At 52.4% G+C, this 19,656-nt stretch carries 18 protein-coding genes; 12 read left to right on the top strand and 6 right to left on the bottom strand.

Annotation, left to right across the window (positions count from 1 at the left end; all coding sequences use genetic code 11):
* Nucleotides 1–45: 45 nt before the first annotated feature.
* The 4 genes from lon to DCC81_RS13325 all read right to left on the bottom strand — a co-directional run bounded on the left by lon (nt 46) and on the right by DCC81_RS13325 (nt 5,922).
* Entirely contained in the window at nt 46–2,457 is a 2,412-nt protein-coding gene (lon, locus tag DCC81_RS13340) for an endopeptidase La (protein ID WP_240612981.1), read from the bottom strand.
* Nucleotides 2,458–2,708: 251 nt separating this feature from the next.
* On the bottom strand, nt 2,709–3,323 hold the full coding sequence (locus tag DCC81_RS13335; protein ID WP_108687122.1) for a porin family protein: 615 nt from the start codon (nt 3,321–3,323) through the stop codon (nt 2,709–2,711).
* Between the two features lie 234 nt (nt 3,324–3,557).
* Nucleotides 3,558–4,457, bottom strand: coding sequence for a hypothetical protein (locus tag DCC81_RS13330; RefSeq protein ID WP_108687121.1), 900 nt, complete (start codon nt 4,455–4,457; stop codon nt 3,558–3,560).
* Between the two features lie 202 nt (nt 4,458–4,659).
* On the bottom strand, nt 4,660–5,922 hold the full coding sequence (locus DCC81_RS13325) for a metallophosphoesterase (protein WP_108687120.1): 1,263 nt from the start codon (nt 5,920–5,922) through the stop codon (nt 4,660–4,662).
* Nucleotides 5,923–6,123: 201 nt separating this feature from the next.
* On the opposite strand from DCC81_RS13325, the gene DCC81_RS13320 reads away from it, so the two are divergent.
* The 9 genes from DCC81_RS13320 (at nt 6,124) to DCC81_RS13275 (ending at nt 13,893) form a co-directional block, all read left to right on the top strand.
* Nucleotides 6,124–6,804 carry a metal-dependent hydrolase gene (locus DCC81_RS13320; protein WP_108687119.1) on the top strand — a complete coding sequence of 227 codons (681 nt, stop codon included), beginning with the start codon at nt 6,124–6,126 and terminating at the stop codon, nt 6,802–6,804.
* A gap of 114 nt (nt 6,805–6,918) precedes the next feature.
* Nucleotides 6,919–7,740, top strand: a complete 822-nt coding sequence (locus tag DCC81_RS13315; RefSeq protein WP_108687118.1) for a ParA family protein — start codon at nt 6,919–6,921, stop codon at nt 7,738–7,740.
* Entirely contained in the window at nt 7,724–8,641 is a 918-nt protein-coding gene (locus DCC81_RS13310) for a ParB/RepB/Spo0J family partition protein (RefSeq protein ID WP_108687117.1), read from the top strand. Before DCC81_RS13315 ends, DCC81_RS13310 begins: the two co-directional genes overlap by 17 nt.
* Complete coding sequence (locus tag DCC81_RS13305; RefSeq protein ID WP_108687116.1) at nt 8,631–9,353, top strand: DUF5683 domain-containing protein; 723 nt, start codon at nt 8,631–8,633, stop codon at nt 9,351–9,353. Before DCC81_RS13310 ends, DCC81_RS13305 begins: the two co-directional genes overlap by 11 nt.
* 50 nt (nt 9,354–9,403) lie before the next feature.
* Complete coding sequence (gene dapB, locus DCC81_RS13300; RefSeq protein WP_108687115.1) at nt 9,404–10,120, top strand: 4-hydroxy-tetrahydrodipicolinate reductase; 717 nt, start codon at nt 9,404–9,406, stop codon at nt 10,118–10,120.
* Between the two features lie 155 nt (nt 10,121–10,275).
* Nucleotides 10,276–10,713, top strand: a complete 438-nt coding sequence (locus DCC81_RS13295) for an RrF2 family transcriptional regulator (protein ID WP_108687114.1) — start codon at nt 10,276–10,278, stop codon at nt 10,711–10,713.
* A gap of 237 nt (nt 10,714–10,950) precedes the next feature.
* Entirely contained in the window at nt 10,951–11,637 is a 687-nt protein-coding gene (locus DCC81_RS13285) for a phosphoadenylyl-sulfate reductase (protein WP_108687112.1), read from the top strand.
* A gap of 79 nt (nt 11,638–11,716) precedes the next feature.
* Complete coding sequence (gene cysD, locus DCC81_RS13280; RefSeq protein ID WP_108687111.1) at nt 11,717–12,625, top strand: sulfate adenylyltransferase subunit CysD; 909 nt, start codon at nt 11,717–11,719, stop codon at nt 12,623–12,625.
* Nucleotides 12,626–12,645: 20 nt separating this feature from the next.
* Entirely contained in the window at nt 12,646–13,893 is a 1,248-nt protein-coding gene (locus DCC81_RS13275; RefSeq protein ID WP_108687110.1) for a sulfate adenylyltransferase subunit 1, read from the top strand.
* A gap of 201 nt (nt 13,894–14,094) precedes the next feature.
* Here the strand turns inward: DCC81_RS13275 and DCC81_RS13270 are convergent, their stop codons facing one another.
* The gene (locus DCC81_RS13270) at nt 14,095–15,039 is read right to left on the bottom strand and encodes an NAD-dependent epimerase/dehydratase family protein (protein WP_108687109.1); all 945 of its coding nucleotides are present in this window, start codon (nt 15,037–15,039) and stop codon (nt 14,095–14,097) included.
* A 287-nt stretch (nt 15,040–15,326) separates the two neighbouring features.
* Between DCC81_RS13270 and kdsA the strand changes: the two genes are divergently transcribed.
* Entirely contained in the window at nt 15,327–16,154 is an 828-nt protein-coding gene (gene kdsA / locus DCC81_RS13265; protein WP_108687108.1) for a 3-deoxy-8-phosphooctulonate synthase, read from the top strand.
* Between the two features lie 170 nt (nt 16,155–16,324).
* Nucleotides 16,325–16,717, top strand: a complete 393-nt coding sequence (locus tag DCC81_RS13260; RefSeq protein WP_108687107.1) for a hypothetical protein — start codon at nt 16,325–16,327, stop codon at nt 16,715–16,717.
* 127 nt (nt 16,718–16,844) lie between these two features.
* Here DCC81_RS13260 and DCC81_RS13255 read toward each other — a convergent pair whose 3' ends face one another.
* Nucleotides 16,845–17,066, bottom strand: a complete 222-nt coding sequence (locus DCC81_RS13255) for a PspC domain-containing protein (protein WP_108687106.1) — start codon at nt 17,064–17,066, stop codon at nt 16,845–16,847.
* 260 nt (nt 17,067–17,326) lie between these two features.
* On the opposite strand from DCC81_RS13255, the gene DCC81_RS13250 reads away from it, so the two are divergent.
* Entirely contained in the window at nt 17,327–19,600 is a 2,274-nt protein-coding gene (locus tag DCC81_RS13250; protein ID WP_108687105.1) for an aconitate hydratase, read from the top strand.
* The last annotated feature ends 56 nt before the right edge of the window (nt 19,601–19,656 follow it).

The following is a 19,656-nucleotide window of genomic DNA, read 5'->3' as shown; positions in this document are numbered from 1 at the left end:
ACCAGTTGCACCTTGCCGGCCAGCAACGGACGACAATGTTTTGCACTACTTCTTCTTTAATAACGCCAAATCTACCACTTGGTTCATTTGACGCACATAATGGAATTTCATGCCTTTGATATAGTCCGGGTTGATCTCTCTGATGTCTTTTTCATTTTGCCAGCAAAGGACCACTTCCTTGATGCCGGCCCTTTTGGCTGCCAGGATCTTTTCCTTGATACCACCTACCGGCAGCACCTGCCCGCGTAGCGTGATCTCGCCGGTCATGGCCAGGTAGGGCTTCACGCGGCGGCCGGTGAAGGCGCTGGTGATGGCCGTGAACATGGTGATGCCTGCACTGGGACCGTCTTTCGGTACCGCACCTTCCGGCACGTGGATGTGCACGGTCTTTTGCTGGAACAATTTAGGATCGATCTTATATTCTTCCGCATGGGCCTGCAGGTAACTGAGGGCCGTGCTGGCAGATTCCTTCATCACGTTACCCAGGTTACCGGTAAGCCGCAGCTCTCCTTTGCCGTCACTGAGACTGGTCTCTATGAAGAGGATATCGCCACCCACATAGGTCCAGGCCAGGCCCACCGCCACGCCGGCGGGGTTGCCCAGGGTATAGATCTCGTTAGAGTAACGGGGCTTGCCCAGGATGGTTTCAATGTGGCCTTCCGTCATGGTGTCCGGCACTTCTTCTTCCAGGGCCACATCCTTGGCCAGGCTGCGCATCAGCGATGCAAACACACGGTCCAGTTCCCGCACGCCGCTCTCGCGGGTATAGGATTGGATGGTCTTGTCCAGCAAGGCATTGCTGAATTTGATCTTCAGGTCTTTGAGCCCGTGTGCTTCCTTCTGCTTGGGCAGCAGGTGGCGCTTGGCTATCTCCACTTTTTCTTCAATGCTGTAACCACTCAGTTCTATCACTTCCAGGCGGTCGCGCAGGGCGGGGTGGATGGCGTTGATGTTATTGGCGGTAGCAATGAACAGCACCTTGCTCAGGTCATATTCCAGCTCCAGGTAGTTATCGTAAAAAGAGCTGTTCTGCTCAGGGTCCAGCACTTCCAGGAGGGCGGAGCTGGGGTCTCCACGGCCATCGTTCCCGATCTTGTCTATCTCGTCAAGGATCATCACGGGGTTGGAGCTTTTTACCTTGCGGATGCTTTGCAGCACGCGGCCGGGCATAGCGCCGATGTAAGTTTTGCGGTGGCCGCGGATCTCACTTTCATCATGCAGGCCGCCCAGGCTCAGGCGCACATACTTGCGGCCTATAGCGTTGGCAATGCTGCGGCCCAGGGAGGTTTTACCAATACCGGGAGGGCCTACAAAGCACAGGATGGGAGATTTCATGTCCCCCTTCAACTTCAGCACGGCCAGGTATTCCAGGATGCGCTCCTTGATCTTATCCATGCCGTAGTGGTCATTATCCAGTATCTTTTTTGCCTTTTTCAGGTCGTAACTATCAGCGGTATAATCTTCCCAGGGCAGGTCCAGCATGAGATCCAGGTGGTTGTATACCACGGAGTAATCCGGTGTGCTGGGGTGCATGCGTTCCAGCTTCTCTGCACCTTTCTTAAACAGGTCCTTGGCGGCGGCGGGCCATTTTTTTTGCTCCGCTTTACGCAGCAATTCTTTTACCTCGCGGTCGTTGCTGTCGCCCCCCAATTCTTCGCGGATGCTTTTCAACTGCTGTTGCAGGAAGTATTCGCGCTGCTGTTTGTCCAGGTCTGCCTTGGTTTTGTTCGTGATCTTATTTTTCAGTTCCGCCAGTTGCAGTTCTGTTTGCAGCAGCTTCAGGAGCAGTTCCGCGCGGGTGCGCAGGTTGTTGATCTCCAGCAATTGTTGCTTATCTCCCAGCTCTGAATTGAGGTTGCTGGACACGAAGTGCACCAGGAACGCGGTGTTCTCAATATTCTTCAGGATAATGCTGGCCTCTGAAGGCAGGTTGGGTGAGAGCTGGATGATCTGTCCCGCCAGGTCTTTGATGGAGGAAATGTAAACATCAAACTCTTCGTCTGCAGCAGCAGGCGGCTCATCCTGGAGAATGTCTATGCGGGCTTTGAAATATGGGTCATCAGCTGTGATCTGTTCAATGCGGAAGCGTTTGCGGCCCTGGATGATGATGGTAGTGCCGCCGTCCGGCATCTTGATCAGCTTTACAATGCGGGCCACGGTGCCTACCTGGCTCAGGTCTGCAACGGTGGGATCTTCAATGGTGCTGTCTTTCTGGGCCACCACCCCTATCAGCTTATCGGTTTTATATGCGTCGTTTACGGCTTTGATCGATTTATCACGGCCCACGGTGATGGGCAGTACCACACCGGGAAACAGTACGGTGTTCCGCAGCGGCAGGAGTGCCAGCTCATCGGGGATCTTCTCTTCTTCGGCTCCCTCTGTTTCTTCATTCAGCGGAATGATCGGCATGAATTCCATCTCCTCTTCCGAATTGCCTAAAAAAAAATTGTTCATCATATATGTTTAAAGCAGGCCGGACAAAGTGTCATAATGTTAGTAAAATCAGCCCTTCTTTCTATGTTTCCTGCTATTGGTCAAGTATAGTGCCAGAGGCAGATTGTCAGCCTGTGTTGGTGAGATGCTACTGGTTCCGGTATGCGTTGTCCGTGCTACAAGGTAAAGGCTGGGCGCCAATTCTACTAAGGTGTGCATAAAAAAGAGCATCCACGACAGATGCTCTTTTTCTGGAAATGGTCACTAAAAACTTACTAGAGGGTAACCCCCACACCCAGCTGGATGGACTGGTTGCGCCATTTAGACTGGTCTGTAGCCTCGCTGAAATTGTTCATATCAGACAGGCCTACACAGTAACGCGCGCTGATGTTGACGATGGGCAACTGGAACCAAAGACCGCCCACTACGCCAAAGTCGCCGGATTTAAACGCATCCTGTGATGCTTTGATCACGTTCTTGTTGCTCATTAAAATGCTGTACTGGGGGCCCAGTTGCAGCTTAACGCGGGGTGTGCCCAGCGGGATGTTCACCATGATGGGAATGCTCAGGTAATTGAGTTTGATCTTTTGCCCGTTGGCATCCGACTGGATGTTTTCCCCATTGTAAATCTCGCTGAAATTATCCACGGTACGGGTAGTGCTTTGCGAGAAAACCAACTCACCCTGTACACCAAAACCTTTTACTAAATTGATCTGTGCAAAACCACCTAAATGATAACCCAGTTTAAATGCATCGTCATAACCGGTACCATCCAGTTTACCCAGGTTTGCACCTCCTTTGATGCCCCACTTAAAGAAGCCTGTCTGTGCTTTTACGGCAGACAAAGAGGTAAGCGCCAGCACTGTCATGGCGAGAAACAGTTTTTTCATATCGGATTGTTTTTATGGTTACTAACACGCAGGCAAAATGTGTGCTAAAATTTTTGTTAAAAGATTGGGACAGGAGAAAGGTAAATACCGGTAAATGGAATTGATTGGAATGCTGTTGCTTAGCAAACATGTAAACCGGAGTGAAAACGGGAAAGCATGGTAATTATTGCAGTAAAGGGACATAAAGGCTGTAACACAATAACAAACAGGGGGCGGCGTTGCACTGTTTCCCGGCTATAAGGTTACAGCAACATGTGCCGTGAAGTAGCCGGAAATACCATTGTCCGTGGTGTTGGTAAGCAGTTTGAAAACCGTGTAAGAAGGTACAATGCTTACGCGGCCAATGATGTAAGTGAAATGCACACTTATATCCACTGCGCGGGCTTCAAACGCGGTGGCAATATCCCTGGACTCCTGCTTGGTAAGCGGCCCAGGTGGCGGGGCAATGGTCTTCCGCCCTTTTTCAGATTGCATAAGGTATTGAATGCTTTCCAGCTCACTGTAATAGTTAGCCGTACCGGCAATAAAGTTGAGCGAAGGGGTGATCAGCACCGCATCATTCCGTTTGGCAATATCCAGGAACATAAAATCGTGGCGCAGGGATGCAATGAAGTTCAGGTCCTGCCCGTGCGTAACACTGTAACGGTTGCGCAACAGCCGGTCTTTTTCAGTACCCCAGCCCAGGTCCGCGATGATGCCGGGTTGCAGCCACCATTGCTGGTATACGAAATAGGCAAACAATTCGTTAGTAATGGGAGTGGGCATGATATCCTCCCGCGATTTCGTGAACAGGTATTTGGTATAATTCACCCCTGTTACAAAGTTGCGGTTTTTCGTATAGTCGTAACCGGCACTGAGGTCCCATTCAAACCAGGGCTTATCATTTGCATTAAAAAGATAGTAAGTGGAAATGCCTGCATTGAGGCCGCTTTTGTGAAAGTAGGTCACCCCCGGCGAAAGGTAAGGTTTGAGCACCAGGTCTGTATAGGTATTGTTCTTCCGGTCGTAAGCGGGATTATTGCCGTAGCCAAGGCTGAATACCAGGTTGCTTTTTTCCGTGCGCCTGATCATGGAATCCAGGTCCTTTTCCAGTTCGGCCAGGGTTTGGCCGCACACGTGGACACTACAGAACATGCATAGTACAAGGAAACTACAATAGCGCATAGCAAAGTGGCGATCTTAGTTACCCGCAAGATAAGCAATCCCATAGCGCGGTAAGGCCTGCTAAGGGCTATATAATCGAATTTTAATGCCACTTTAAGGTTAATGAATTGATAGTCAACAGGTGCACCCGGGGAGCCATGCGGTAAACCGGATGAAAATTGCGGTAAAGCCGTTACACCAGCTCTATCACGGTGATCTCCGGCAGTATGCCTACCCGGCCCGGGTATCCTAAAAAGCCAAAGCCGCGGTTCACATAGATCTTCTGGCTACCTTCTTCATACAGGCCGGCCCATTCCTTATACACGTACTGGGCGGGGCTCCAGCGCAGACCGGGGATCTCCACGCCAAACTGGAAGCCATGGGTATGACCAGCCAGGGTAAGATCCACGTCGCCGTATTGCGGGCGCACTTCAGCGTCCCAGTGAGTGGGGTCGTGGGACATGAGGATCTTGAACGGCAGGTGCTCTGTGCCGGCATAGGCTTCCTTCATTTTTCCATATTTGGGAAAGTGGCCCAGGGCGCTCCAGTTCTCAATCCCCAGGAGGCCGATCTGCTGGCCCTGGCGCTCCAGCACCACGTGCTCGTTCATGAGCAGGCGCCAGCCCAGCTTTCCGTGGATGGCCTTTACATCCTCCAGGTTCTGCTCGCGCAGGGCACTGTAGCCGTTGGCATCGCGGTCCGGCCAGTCGTAATAGTCACCGTAATCGTGGTTGCCCAGGGTGGAATAGATGCCCATGGGGGCTTCCAGCCGGTTAAACACGTTCATGTAGTCCTGCATTTCCACCGCCCGGTCGTTTACCAGGTCGCCGGTGAAGAGGATGAGGTCTGCTTTTTGCGCCAGGATCATGTCTACCCCACGCTGCACCGCTTTTTTGTTGGTAAAGCTGCCGGAGTGGATATCAGACACCTGCACAATACGGAGGCCTTTGAAGGCGGAAGGCAGGTTGGGAAAAGACAGGCGGAGCCTCCGGAGCTGGTAGTCATAACGGTTGGAAAAACCATACACCAGGGTGCCAAAGAGGCCCCCGCCCAGCAACAGGCCCAGGCTGGTAAGGAACTTGCTGCGGGAAATGCCCTGGCCGGTGGTGGCCACCGGGGCGCTGGTACCCGCTTGCCGGAAATGGGCAATGACCCACACAATGCCACGGCGGATGTCGTCCGTCAGCAGGAAGATGGTGATGATGAGCTTGGCGATCACCAGCCCCAGGATCACGAAAGTGACCACGGAGCGCACCGCCGTGGGCCACTCCTGCAGGTTCACATAGGAACGCAGGCCCCAGGTCAGGACGCCGGCCAGTGAAATGATCCAGTAAATTACATACACGGTAATGCGCACACCGGCGGATGCATTGTTCAACAAGGCCTTAAACGCCTGAAACACATACAGATCAAGCGCCAGCATCATTACCAGTACCCAGGGAGAAATTCCACGCATAGCAGTCTTACAGTTTTTCTGAAAGCGAATTTATGGAGGGAAGACGAATGGGAAGGGATTTTATTGTAGGTTGTACATTGCAGCTTCCAATGTGCACATCCCCCACCCGGTTGTGTATAAATAATAATACCGCGCCGGCAAACATTTACCTATTCTCTGTATTTTTGTCCGACCGTGGATGTTATATAAAAATTTTTCTATATGAAGTTTACCTATTACGGTCACTCATCCTTTGCGGTGGAGATCAAAGGAAAGAAGATTGTTTTTGACCCGTTCATTTCCCACAACGAGCTGGCGAAGCACGTGGATGTGAACACCATTGAGGCAGATTATATTTTTGTAAGCCACGGGCACGAAGACCATGTAGCCGACCTGATAGCCCTGGCCAAACGGACCGACGCTACCGTGGTAGGTTCTTTTGAACTGGCAATGTGGGCCGCCAAGCAGGGGGTAAAGAAATACCATCCCATGAACACGGGTGGCAAGTGGAATTTTGATTTCGGGGCTGTAAAGTGTGTGGTAGCGCACCACTCCAGCGGCCTGCCGGACGGAGCGTATGGTGGCAGTCCCATGGGTTTTGTGTTCATCACAGACGAAGGTAATTTCTACTTTGCCGGCGATACCGCCCTTACCTTTGACATGGAGCTTATTCCCCGTTTTGCTACTTTGAACTTTGCTATATTGCCGATAGGTGACAACTTTACCATGGGTGTGGAAGATGCCATCATTGCATCAGAATTCATCCAGTGCGATAAGATCGTGGGGGTACATTACGACACCTTCGGCTTCATCAAAATAGACCACGAAAAAGCCAAAGCCGCCTTTACCACCGCAGGCCTGAACCTGCTGCTGCCGGCTATAGGAAGCACCATAGAGATTTAGTTAAATGTTAATGGTTAAACGTTAATCGTTAAATGCAGCGGTTCACATTTAACAATTAACCATTAACCTTATCCGCTATACCTAGAAAACCACGAAACACACATCAATTTTACAATGGCAAGAATCATTGCAATCGCTAACCAGAAAGGGGGCGTAGGGAAGACTACCAGTGCTATTAACCTGGCCAGCAGCCTGGCGGTACTGGAATACAAAACATTGCTGGTCGATGCAGACCCGCAGGCCAACAGCACCACCGGCCTGGGTTTTGACCTGCGTAATATCCAGCAAAGCCTGTACGACTGCATGGTCAATGACGGGCAGGCCAAGGATGTGATCCTGGAGTCTGACACCCCTAACCTGAAGGTACTGCCTGCACACATCGACCTGGTGGGCGCAGAACTGGAACTGATCAATCATCCTAACCGCGAACGCGTGATGAAGCAGGTGATAGACAGCGTACAGGCAGATTATGATTTCGTAATTGTAGACTGCTCCCCTTCCCTGGGCCTGATCACCGTGAACGCCCTGGTGGCTTCCCACTCCGTGATCATCCCCGTGCAGTGCGAGTTCTTCGCCCTGGAAGGTTTGGGCAAGTTGCTCAATACCATCAAGATCGTACAGAGCCGCCTTAACACGGAACTGGAGATCGAAGGCATCCTCATGACCATGTACGATGGCCGCCTGCGCCTGAGTAACCAGGTGGTGGACGAAGTGAAACAACACTTTGAAGAAAGCGTGTTCAACACCATCATCCACCGCAATACCAAACTGGGTGAAGCGCCCAGCTTCGGTAAGTCTGTGATCATGTACGATGCGGCCAGCACAGGAGCTATCAACTACCTGAACCTGGCCAAGGAAATCCTGCAGAAGAATAACATGACCATTATTCATTCCGATTCAAAAATACTTGCAACAAACGATGAGCAATCCGAGTAAGAAAGAGGCGTTGGGAAAAGGTATCCGTTCGCTGCTGCAAAATATTGACACTGATCTGAAACAAACCGCCGGCGCCCTGAGTGATCAGGCCCTGCAGGCCGCTACCGGCATAGAACGGATAGCCATAGACAAGATCGAAGTGAACCCGAAACAGCCGCGCCGCGACTTTGATGAACAGGCCCTCCAGGAACTGGCCTCTTCCATCAAACTGCACGACGTGATCCAACCTATCACCGTATCCCGCATCGATGGAAAACGCTTCCAGCTGATTGCCGGTGAAAGACGCTGGAGAGCCTCCAGACTGGCAGGCCTGAAAGACATCCCGGCCTACGTGCGCCAGGTGAATGACCAGGAACTGCTGGAACTGGCCCTGCTGGAAAACCTGCAGCGCGAAAACCTCAACGCTATCGAGATCGGATTGAGCTACAAACGCCTCATGGAAGAGTGCGTGCTCACCCAGGAAGAAGTGGCAGACCGCATGGGCAAAGAACGTTCCACGGTAACCAACTACATCCGCCTGCTGAAACTGCCCCCGGACATCCAGGTGGCGGTGCGCAACGGCTCCCTGAGCATGGGCCATGCCCGTGCCCTGAGCGGCATCGAGAACGTGGAAAAGCAACTCTTCATCTTTGGAGAGATCATCAAGAACGAACTGTCCGTGCGCGCTACCGAAGAACTGGTGCGCAAGGTGAACCACATTGACAAGGGCCATGTGAAAAAGCCCGTTAAGAACCTGGCCCCCGCTTACCAGAAGATCGAGGACAACCTGGCCTCCCACTTCGCTACCAAGGTAAAGCTGGAACGCGGTAAGAACGGGAAAGGCAATATCCAGATCGAATTTTATTCTGATGAAGAACTGGACGCCATTTTGGAAAAAATAGATCTATACCGTGCAAAATAACCGGAAGGTAACCCTCCTCTTGCGTGTGCTCTTTGCCTTGCTGCTGCTGGCCGCCTTCCAGCGCCCCGCCGCGGTAATGGCCCAGGATACGGTGCGCCCGGAGACCAAACTGCGCATCGGCGCACAGATGGCCCAACAGGACAGTGCCAGGAAGCACCCCCAGTTGATAATATCTGATAGTGCCAGAACCGCCCAGCGCGATTCCATCCGCCTGGAAAAAAAACGCCTGCACGATCCGCGCAAAGCCGCCTTTTACAGCGTGGTGCTGCCGGGCCTGGGACAAGCGTATAACCATGAATACTGGAAGATGCCCCTGGTGTATGCCGCACTGGGCACGGCTGTGGGCGTATTCGTGTTCAACTACAAGGAATTCGTGGACTTCCGCAATGCTTACCGCATCCGTGTGGCGGGCAATCCCGGGGTAAAGGACAAATACTACGACATTTACCCGGACGCCAACCAGCTCAAATACATCCGCGATTATTACCGGCAGTATGTAGACTACTCCGTGCTGGGTTTCATCGTAGTGTATGGCCTCAACATCGTGGATGCCACCGTATTTGCCCACCTGAAGCAGTTCGACGTGTCGCCGGACCTGAGCATGAAAGTAATGCCCACGCTGATCAATAACCGCACCCCCGGCATTGCAGTGCGCATTTCCCTCGGTGGCGGCAAACCGGCCTCCAGCTACACCGCCTACAGCCGGTTCTGATTTTCATTTCTTTTATCATTCACCTACGAAACAAATACTTAGCATACCTCATGAAGATTGCATTGATCGGTTATGGTAAAATGGGTAAGGCCATTGAGACCATCGCCCTGGCCAAAGGACACGAGATCTCCCACCGCATAGGCAGCAGTAACCGGGAGTTGCTGGAAAAAGATTCCCTGTCGCAGGCAGATGTAGCCATAGAATTTACTACGCCGGAAACAGCCTATCCTAATATCCTGAAGTGTTTTGAAGCCAATGTACCCGTGGTATGCGGCAGCACCGGCTGGCTGGAGCACCTGCCCCAGATCAAGGCCCTTTGCCTGGAAAAGCACCAGGCCTTCCTGTATGCCAGCAACTTCAGCATTGGTGTGAACATCTTTTTTGAACTGAACCAGCGCCTGGCAGAACTGATGGCCAACCAGCCCCAGTACGATGTGAAGATGGAAGAGATCCATCATACCCAGAAAAAAGACGCCCCCAGTGGTACCGCCATTTCCCTGGCAGAGCAGATCCTGGCCAAGGTATCCCGCAAGAAATCCTGGATCAATGACCAGCCACCCGCCATGGACCAGCTGGCCATCCTGAGCAAGCGCATTGACCCCACGCCCGGTACACACACCATCACCTACACATCCGAAATTGACGATATTACCATTACCCATACGGCCCATTCCCGCCAGGGATTTGCCGCCGGCGCCGTAGTGGCGGCAGAGTGGCTACAGGGCAAGAAAGGTATTTTCACCATGAAAGATGTACTGGACCTTTAATCGTATCTTTGTGTAACGTTAATCGGTTCAGTTTGGCCATTTTTGTTGATTGTCAGTCATTTACTGTTTATATTCCCTGTAGGCTTACTGGGGCACAGTCAGGGTATGGTTACAACCTCCCGAACCGGTTATCCGCATAAAATACAATCAATCGTATGTTATCAAAGAAAACGCAGTACGCTTTTCATGCGCTCATACACCTGGCCGAACAGGCAGACAAGGGCCCGGTGCTGATCTCTGAGATTGCACAGGAGAAAAATATTTCCATCAAATTCCTGGAGAACATCCTGCTGGAGTTGAAGAACGCCGGCATCCTGGGCAGTAAAAAGGGCAAAGGCGGGGGTTATTACCTGCTGAAACAGCCCAAGGAGATTGCCCTGGCCAGGATCATCCGCCTGCTGGACGGTCCCATCGCCCTGCTGCCTTGTGTGAGCCTGAACTATTACGAACGCTGTGAGAACTGTAAGGACGAAGCTATCTGTGGGCTGCATGAAGTGATGAGTAAAGTGAGGGACGCCAGCCTGAAGCTCCTGGAAAACAAGTCTTTAAAAGACATCCTCACCCGGAACGTCCCCCTGCCTAAACTGAGCTAGGAGATCGCCGCGGTGAAAAGAAATACTGGTTTAAAAGGGCTGCCTGCAAAGGCGGCCCTTTTTATTTTATACGGTGCCGGGCTGCGCTGTACATTGGTTGACATGATGGCCGCCGCATGCCGCAGTCCCTCTTTTAAATTTAGTCTATAGTTTTTATAGGTTTTATGTATTTTTGTACCATTCGATCCATGCCGGCCCTGCACGCAGCAGGTACCCGGCAGCTGAAAAGGAAGTGACATGACTGCAATTACCACCACCACACTTGCAAACAAAGACATTCCGGAAGCTATACAGTGGCTTTGCGACCAGTTCCCTGGCGCTGTGGCCTTTTCCACTTCCTTCGGACAGGAAGACCAGGTGATCGCCGATATTATCTGGAAACACAAACTGCCCGTACGCGTCTTTACCCTCGATACCGGCCGGCTTTTCCAGGAAACCTATGATCTCATAGACCTGACCCGCGCCCGCTACCAGCAACCCATAGAAGTGTATTTCCCGGACACTGCCGCCGTAGAGCACCTGCTGCGCGAAAAGGGGACCAACAGCTTTTATGACTCCGTGGACAACCGCAAGGAGTGCTGCCATATCCGTAAGGTGCAGCCCCTGAACCGGGCCCTGGAAGGCGTGAAAGTCTGGATCACCGGCCTGCGCGCCGAACAATCCGACAACCGCCACGACATGCCCCTTATCGAGTGGGATGAAAAACGCGCACTTTACAAATACAATCCGCTCATAGACTGGAGCTTTGAGCAGATGACCACCTACCTGGCCGAGCACCGTGTACCTTACAATAAGCTGCACGACAAAGGCTTTGTCAGCATTGGCTGCGCCCCCTGTACCCGCGCTATAGAGCCGGGCGAACATCCCCGCGCAGGCCGCTGGTGGTGGGAGCTTTCCAAGAAAGAATGTGGCCTCCATGCCTAAGGCAATGGTATACAACCTGTAATTATATTCAGCACTTCATGCCCGCACGCACTGGCGGCTGGCACTCAAATAGACTTCAATGAGCAATAAAATTCAATGGCAATTTCCCCAGGCCCTGGAAGACGAGGCGATTTATATCCTGCGGGAAACAGCGGCACAATTTGAACGTCCGGCCATCCTGTTTTCCGGTGGTAAAGATTCCATCACCCTGGTACGCCTGGCCCAGAAAGCCTTTGCACCCGGCAAGATCCCCTTCCCTTTGCTGCATGTAGACACCGGGCATAACTTCCCCGAAACCATCAGCTTCCGCGATGAACTGGTAAAGTCACTCGGTGTGGAACTGCAGGTACGCTACGTGCAGGACAGCATAGACCAGGGTAAAGTGCAGGAAGAAACCGGTAAGTACGCCAGCCGCAACGCCCTGCAGACCGTAACCCTGCTGGATGCCATTGAATCACTGAAATACGATGCCTGCATAGGCGGCGCCCGCCGCGATGAAGAGAAGGCCCGCGCCAAGGAACGCATCTTCTCCGTGCGCGATGAATTTGGCCAGTGGAACGCCAAAATGCAACGCCCCGAATTGTTTGATATGCTCAATGGTAAGATCAACATGGGCGAGAATGTGCGCGTGTTCCCCATCTCCAACTGGACAGAGCTTGACGTGTGGAACTACATCCGCCGCGAGAACCTGGCCATCCCTTCTATCTACTACAGCCATGAGCGCCAGATCATAGAACGGGATGGCATGTACTGGCCTTACTCAGCATTCCTCAACACGGTGGATGGCGAAGTACCCTTCACGGGCCGCGTGCGCTTCCGCACCGTAGGCGATATGACCTGCACTGCCGCCGTAATTTCCGAAGCCGGTAAACTGGAAGATATCATCTCCGAGATCCTGGAAGCCAAGATCTCCGAACGCGGCGCCCGCATTGACGATAAACGCTCCGAAGCCGCCATGGAGAAACGTAAGCAGGCTGGCTATTTTTAATCAATTAACAACCGACAACAATGGAAGTACTTCATATAGCCACCTCCGGCAGTGTGGATGATGGCAAAAGCACACTGATAGGCCGTTTACTTTACGATACCAAGTCCATTACACAGGACAAACTGGAAGCCATCCACGCGGCCAGCAAGCGCAAAGGACTCGACTTCACCGACCTGTCTTTGCTCACAGACGGCCTGGTAGCAGAGCGTGAGCAGGGCATCACGATTGACGTGGCCCATATCTATTTCTCCACGCCTACCCGCAAATACATTATTGCCGATACACCCGGCCATATTGAATATACCCGCAACATGGTGACCGGCGCCTCCACCGCGCAGGCATCCCTCATCCTGGTAGACGCCCGCAAAGGCATTGTGGAACAGACCTACCGCCACTTCTTCATTGCCAACCTGCTGCGCATTCCGCACCTGGTGGTGTGCGTGAACAAAATGGACCTGGTGGAGTATAGTGAAGCCCGCTTCAACGAGATCGTGGCCGACTTCCAGCACCTCATTGCACAGGCGCCTTTCAAGGAACAGGAGATCAAGTTCATCCCCATTTCCTCTTTGTATGGCGAGAACCTGGTGACCCGCACGGAAAAACTGGGCTGGTACCAGGGCGACACCCTGTTGGAATACCTGGAAACAATTGAGGTGGATGCGGCCGACAACCAGCATCCCGCGCGCTTCCCGGTGCAATACGTGATCCGCCCCCGCACTACGGAATACCACGACTTCCGCGGCTTTGCCGGCCGCGTGGCCAGTGGTCATTTCAGCGTAGGTGATGAAGTGGTAGCCCTCCCCTCCGGTAAGACCAGCAAGATCAAAACCATCGAAAAGTTTGAGCAGCAACTGCCTGTAGCCAACACCGGCGACAGCGTAGTGATCACGCTCGAAGACGAAATAGACATCAGCCGCGGCAACCTGCTGGCCAAAGCCGGCCAGGCCCCCCGCGAACTGAAAGACATCACCGCCAACATCTGCTGGATGGACCAGCAAAAACTGGTGCCTGGCAAAACCTACCTGCTGCAGCACGGCGTAAACCGCCTCAAAGCCAAAGTACAAGGCGTGCAGGAAGTACTGGATGTAACCAAGAACGAGATCATTGCCGACAAAAAAGAGCTCGGCCTGAACGATATTGGTAAGATCTCGCTCAAAACCGCCCAGCCAGTCTTCGCAGACACCTACGCTGCAAATCCTGCCAATGGCGCTTTCATTCTCATTGATGAATTCAGCAATGCTACCGTGGCAGTGGGGTTTGTGATATAGAATTGTACAACGTACAGCGTACAACGTACAACGTACGGTTTAAGATATTAAAACAAAAACGCTTCGATGAATAACATCGAAGCGTTTTGCATTTAACGGTTGGCGCTTGTGATAACTTTATCCGCAAATTATTTTTGTGTATGATATTCGCGTAGATCAGTCGTTGTACGTTGTACGCTGTACGTTGTACGCTGTACAATTTTATTTCTTCAAATTCTTCAACATATCCACTGTCATTTTCTCCAGGTCAAATTCATGCTTCCAGCCCCAGTCCTTACGGGCGGCTTCGTCGTCAATGCTGCCGGGCCATCCGTCTGCGATTTGCTGGCGGTAATCCGGCTCATAGCTGATCCTGAAACCCGGGACGTGCTTTCCTATTTCAGCGGCTATTTCTTTCGGGGAGAAACTCATAGCGCCGAGGTTATAGGAGGAGCGGATCTTGATGTTTTCTTTGGGTGCTTCCATGAGCTCAATGGTGGCGCGGATAGCGTCCGGCATGTACATCATGGGGAGGTAAGTATCTTCCTTGAGGAAGCAGTTGTAAGATTTGCTTTCCAGCGCATCGTGGAAGATCTCGATGGCGTAATCTGTGGTGCCGCCGCCGGGAGCAGATTTATAACTGATGAGGCCCGGGTAGCGGAGGCTGCGCACATCAATACCGTAGCGGTGGTTGTAGTATTCGCACCAGCGCTCACCGGCAAACTTGCTGATACCGTAAATGGTAGTAGGCTCAATGATAGTATGCTGCGGCGTTTCGGTCTTGGGAGAGTTAGGGCCGAATACAGCGATGGAACTGGGCCAGTACACTTTATCGATGCCCTCTTCCTTGGCAATATCGAGCACATTGAGCAGGCTTTGCATGTTGATATGCCATGCCAGCAGCGGGTTCTTTTCGCCGGTAGCGGAGAGGATGGCCGCCAGCAGGTAGATCTGGGTGATGTTATGGCGGATGACCAGCACGTGCAGCATTTCCTTGTTCATCACATCCAGCGACACGTAAGGGCCGGAACCTTTCAGCAGTTCATGCTCTTCCCGCAGGTCAGACGCCACCACGTTATTGTCTCCGTACATCTTGCGCAGTGCAAGGGTCAGCTCTACGCCGATCTGGCCGCAGGCGCCGATCACCAAAATCTTGTCTTTCTTCATACGATCCAGTTAAAGGCCAAATTTACTTGGTTGTGTAATATTAATGGCCCACATTAAGATTTTAGCATGGGCGCCACAGGTGTTTACATTGGCGTAACAATACGGGCAATGCGGGTTTACCGCCTAAAACCCGGGAAGTGGCTACCGGTGCGGGTTCCAGGGGAAGGAACCGTGATACATGCAAAATCAGCTTACAGTTTCATGACAATCACTGCTATACACTCTTACCGCGCTAGGCATTCCCCTTAAAATCAACTAATTTTGCAAAAACTTAAAGGAGATCCGCCATGGAACAATTAAAAGAACTCTTCAAAGATCAACAATATAACCCCGATAACTTCTTCCTCATTGCAGGCCCCTGCGTGATCGAAGACGAAGAACTGCTCAACACCGTGGCAGACCGTGTATCCAGGATCTGCAAACGCCTGGAAATCCCGTATATCTTCAAAGCTTCTTACCGTAAGGCCAACCGTACGTCTATCCATTCCTTCACCGGTATTGGCGATGTGGAAGGGCTGGACCTGCTGCAGAAGATCGGTCAAGACTTTAACCTGCCTGTAACTTCCGATATTCACTCTGCCGCGGAAGCCGCCATGGCCGCTGCTTACGTGGATGTGCTCCAGATCCCGGCATTCCTTTGCCGGCAAACAGACATCCTCATTGCCGCAGCAGAAACCGGCAAAGTGGTGAACGTGAAGAAAGGCCAGTTCCTTAGCGGGGAAGGCATGAAGTTCGCCGTGGAGAAGATCCGCCAGGCAGGCAATAACAATATCCTGCTCACTGAGCGTGGCACCACCTTTGGTTACCAGGACCTGATAGTGGACTACCGCAACATTCCCATTATGAAAGCGCATGGCGCCCCGGTGGTAATGGATTGTACCCACTCCCTGCAGCAGCCCAACCAGGCGGGCGGCGTTACCGGCGGTAACCCGCAACTGATAGGCACCATTGCCAAGGCAGCCATTGCTACCGGCGCAGATGGCCTTTTCATAGAAACCCATCCCGTGCCTGCAAAGGCCAAGAGCGACGGCGCTAACGTGCTGCAGCTGGACCTCCTGGAACCCTTGCTGGAACAGCTGGTGGCTATCCGCAAGGTGGTGGCCAAACAACAATAAGGACCAGTAAGAACATAGCAAAAAAGGCTGCGGGACGATCATCCCGCAGCCTTTTTTTATGGGTACATAACACAGGAATTCCACGTATATTTATAATACCCCGTTGGGCACAAAGGCCCGTGCGGCATAAATATTGTTGCTTTTTTTTGAAACCAAAAACGTCCCCTTCCATGATTAAAATTCAAGATCTCCGCGTAGGTGATACGGTGGTGGCCCAGTACGATGGCGTACTGAAACAAGGCACCGTAACCGACATCAATCACGATGAAAAACAAATCAGCGTAGTTACGGACGAACAGGAGTTCTGGTACGACCAGCAGGACCTTTTCCCCATTTCACTGGGTGAAGAGCAACTGGCCAAGCTGAAATTTGTGCGCAATGATGCCATTAAACAGGGCGCCCAGTACGAGCGAGGGCCTTTCATCATCCGCTTTTATGTTAAGGATGGAGAAAAGCACGCCGACCTTCAGTACCGGGATGAGATCCGCGAGTTAAAGGGAGACCTGAATGTGAACACGCTGCAGAACCACTATGCGGCCATGACGAATTTCCACCTCGACTGATCCGGGAAAACATTAGGGCAACAAAAAAGCGAATCGTACACCACAACGTTGTTTGTGGAGAACGATTCGCTTTTTTATTTGTTGAAAAAGTGCGTACAGGGGAATGTTCCGGGCTAACATCCTTTTCTTACAGGGAGCGGAGCGGGTTCCGGCGATCATGAAGGATGTAATGCTTCATGTTCATCCAGAAAGCAAGGACCATATAGATCACCACCGGTGAGCCCATGGTGAGGAAAGAGATGTAAATAAAAAAGAGCCGGATGCGGGAGGTGGCAATACCTAACCTCGCCCCTATCGCGGAGCAGACGCCAAAGGCCTGCCACTCTACGAATTCTTTTAAGCGGTTCATATGTCAAATTTATCGAATTCCGGTCAGAAATAAAAGGAACCCCTATGCAGAAACCGTGCCTTCCCGGGCAGGCCTATAGATAGTTTATATATAAGTGAATAAATTACTATGAATCTGGTTTATAACTGGTTCACTGTGAGGGAACTAGGGGAACGGGTGTGGCGTGAATACCGCAACAATTGCAGCTTTTAACCTTGCAACAACGAAATTTTAGTTAATTTCGCGGTGCAATTTATTTCATCGTTAATATATTTTTTATCATGGTGTTTGACATAGACGTAATTAAAAAAGTGTATGCGGCCTTACCGGGTAAAGTGGAAGCTACCCGCAAGATGCTGGGTCGCCCTTTGACCCTGGCCGAAAAGATTTTATATGCCCACTTGTACGCACCGACCACCTCCGCGTTCGAAAGAGGTAAGTCTTACGTAGAATTCGCACCAGACCGCGTAGCCATGCAGGACGCCACCGCACAGATGGCCCTTTTGCAATTTATGACCTGTGGCCGCGATAAAGTAGCCGTTCCCTCCACTGTGCACTGCGATCACCTGATCCAGGCCAAGACCGGCGCTGTAGAGGACCTCAACACCGCCCTCGACACCAACAAAGAAGTATACGAATTCCTCTCCTCCATCTCCAATAAATATGGTATCGGTTTCTGGAAACCCGGCGCCGGCATTATCCACCAGGTAGTACTGGAAAACTATGCCTTCCCCGGCGGTATGATGATCGGTACCGACTCCCACACGCCTAACGCAGGCGGCCTCGGTATGCTGGCCATCGGCGTAGGTGGCGCAGACGCGGTAGACGTAATGGCCGGCCTGCCCTGGGAACTGAAAATGCCCAAACTGATCGGCGTGAAACTGACCGGCAGGCTGAGTGGCTGGGTGTCTCCGAAAGACGTGATCCTCCGCGTAGCAGGTATCCTCACCGTTAAAGGTGGTACCGGCGCTATCGTGGAATACTTTGGCGAAGGCGCAGACAGCCTGAGCGCTACCGGTAAAGGCACCATCTGTAACATGGGTGCTGAGATCGGCGCTACCTGCTCCGTGTTTGCCTACGATGAGAAAATGTCCGGTTACCTGCGCGCTACCAGCCGTGAAGAACTGGCAGCCCTCGCCGACGGCGTGAAAGAACACCTCCGCCCCGATGAAGCAGTATACGCAGATCCTTCCAAATATTATGACCAGGTGATCGAGATCAACCTGGACGAACTGGAGCCCCACGTGAATGGTCCTTTCACCCCGGACCTGGCCTGGCCCATTTCCAAGTTTGCACAGGCAGTAAAGGAAAACAACTGGCCCGAAAAGCTGGAAGTAGCCCTGATCGGTTCCTGCACCAACTCCTCTTACGAAGACATCAGCCGTGCAGCCTCCCTGGCCAAGCAGGCAATTGATAAGAACCTGGAAGTGAAATCCGAATTCACCATCACTCCCGGTTCTGAAATGGTACGCTACACCATTGAGCGCGATGGCCTGCTGAACACCTTTGACCAGATTGGCGGGGTGGTACTGGCTAACGCCTGCGGTCCCTGCATCGGCCAGTGGGCCCGTCACATCGACGATCCCAACCGCAAGAACTCCATCATCACTTCCTTCAACCGTAACTTTGCAAAGCGTAATGACGGCCTGGCCTCTACCCACGCTTTCGTGGCGTCCCCGGAGATCGTGACTGCCCTGGCCATTGCCGGCGACCTCACCTTCAACCCGCTGACCGATAAACTGAAAAACAAAGCCGGCCAGGAAGTACTGCTGGATGAGCCCTCCGGTTATGAACTGCCTCCCAGGGGCTTTGCAGTGGATGATCCTGGCTTCCAGGCACCCGCCGCAGACGGTAGCTCCGTACAGGTGATCGTATCGCCCACTTCTGACCGTCTCCAGCTGCTGGCACCCTTTGCCGCCTGGGAAGGTACCGACCTGAAAGGCCTGAAACTGCTGATCAAAGCGAAAGGTAAATGTACCACTGACCACATCTCCATGGCAGGTCCCTGGCTGAAATACCGTGGCCACCTGGATAACATTTCCAACAATATGCTGATCGGTGCGGTGAACGCATTCAATGATAAAACAGACACCGTGAAGAATGAGCTGACCGGCGAATACGGCCCCGTGCCCGCCACAGCCCGTGCTTACAAGGCTGCCGGCATTGGCTCCGTAGTGATCGGTGACGAAAACTACGGTGAAGGTTCCAGCCGCGAACACGCAGCCATGGAGCCCCGCCACCTGGGTGTACGTGCGATCCTGGTGAAATCCTTCGCCCGCATCCACGAAACCAACCTGAAAAAACAAGGTATGCTGGGTCTGACCTTTGCTGACAAGGAAGACTACAACAAGATCCAGGAAGATGACACCATCGACATCCTGGGCCTCACTACCTTTGCTCCCGGCACGCCGCTCACCGTGGTACTGCACCACAAAGACGGCAGCTCCGACAGCATCACGGTGAACCACACTTACAATGAACAGCAGATCGGCTGGTTCAAGGCAGGTGGTGCACTGAACGTGATCCGCGCAGAAGCCGCTAAAAACAAAAAATAGTTTTTAACAGCAGATATTTACAGCAGGAAGGCTGGCCGTAACAGTGGCCGGCCTTT

The organism is Chitinophaga parva (assembly GCF_003071345.1).
Taxonomy (GTDB): Bacteria; Bacteroidota; Bacteroidia; order Chitinophagales; family Chitinophagaceae; genus Chitinophaga; species Chitinophaga parva.
The sequence above is the reverse complement of the archived record's forward strand: the minus strand, read 5'-3'. Positions and strand labels throughout refer to the sequence as shown.

Excerpts from the sequence above, each read along its gene's own strand:
- lon (WP_240612981.1), bottom strand. The coding sequence starts at position 2,457 with ATGATGAACAATTTTTTTTTAGGCAATTCGGAAGAGGAGATGGAATTC.
- DCC81_RS13335 (WP_108687122.1), bottom strand. The coding sequence starts at position 3,323 with ATGAAAAAACTGTTTCTCGCCATGACAGTGCTGGCGCTTACCTCTTTG.
- DCC81_RS13330 (WP_108687121.1), bottom strand. The coding sequence starts at position 4,457 with ATGTTCTGTAGTGTCCACGTGTGCGGCCAAACCCTGGCCGAACTGGAA.
- DCC81_RS13325 (WP_108687120.1), bottom strand. The coding sequence starts at position 5,922 with ATGCGTGGAATTTCTCCCTGGGTACTGGTAATGATGCTGGCGCTTGAT.
- DCC81_RS13320 (WP_108687119.1), top strand. The coding sequence starts at position 6,124 with ATGAAGTTTACCTATTACGGTCACTCATCCTTTGCGGTGGAGATCAAA.
- DCC81_RS13315 (WP_108687118.1), top strand. The coding sequence starts at position 6,919 with ATGGCAAGAATCATTGCAATCGCTAACCAGAAAGGGGGCGTAGGGAAG.
- DCC81_RS13310 (WP_108687117.1), top strand. The coding sequence starts at position 7,724 with ATGAGCAATCCGAGTAAGAAAGAGGCGTTGGGAAAAGGTATCCGTTCG.
- dapB (WP_108687115.1), top strand. The coding sequence starts at position 9,404 with ATGAAGATTGCATTGATCGGTTATGGTAAAATGGGTAAGGCCATTGAG.
- DCC81_RS13295 (WP_108687114.1), top strand. The coding sequence starts at position 10,276 with ATGTTATCAAAGAAAACGCAGTACGCTTTTCATGCGCTCATACACCTG.
- DCC81_RS13285 (WP_108687112.1), top strand. The coding sequence starts at position 10,951 with ATGACTGCAATTACCACCACCACACTTGCAAACAAAGACATTCCGGAA.
- cysD (WP_108687111.1), top strand. The coding sequence starts at position 11,717 with ATGAGCAATAAAATTCAATGGCAATTTCCCCAGGCCCTGGAAGACGAG.
- DCC81_RS13275 (WP_108687110.1), top strand. The coding sequence starts at position 12,646 with ATGGAAGTACTTCATATAGCCACCTCCGGCAGTGTGGATGATGGCAAA.
- DCC81_RS13270 (WP_108687109.1), bottom strand. The coding sequence starts at position 15,039 with ATGAAGAAAGACAAGATTTTGGTGATCGGCGCCTGCGGCCAGATCGGC.
- kdsA (WP_108687108.1), top strand. The coding sequence starts at position 15,327 with ATGGAACAATTAAAAGAACTCTTCAAAGATCAACAATATAACCCCGAT.
- DCC81_RS13260 (WP_108687107.1), top strand. The coding sequence starts at position 16,325 with ATGATTAAAATTCAAGATCTCCGCGTAGGTGATACGGTGGTGGCCCAG.
- DCC81_RS13255 (WP_108687106.1), bottom strand. The coding sequence starts at position 17,066 with ATGAACCGCTTAAAAGAATTCGTAGAGTGGCAGGCCTTTGGCGTCTGC.
- DCC81_RS13250 (WP_108687105.1), top strand. The coding sequence starts at position 17,327 with ATGGTGTTTGACATAGACGTAATTAAAAAAGTGTATGCGGCCTTACCG.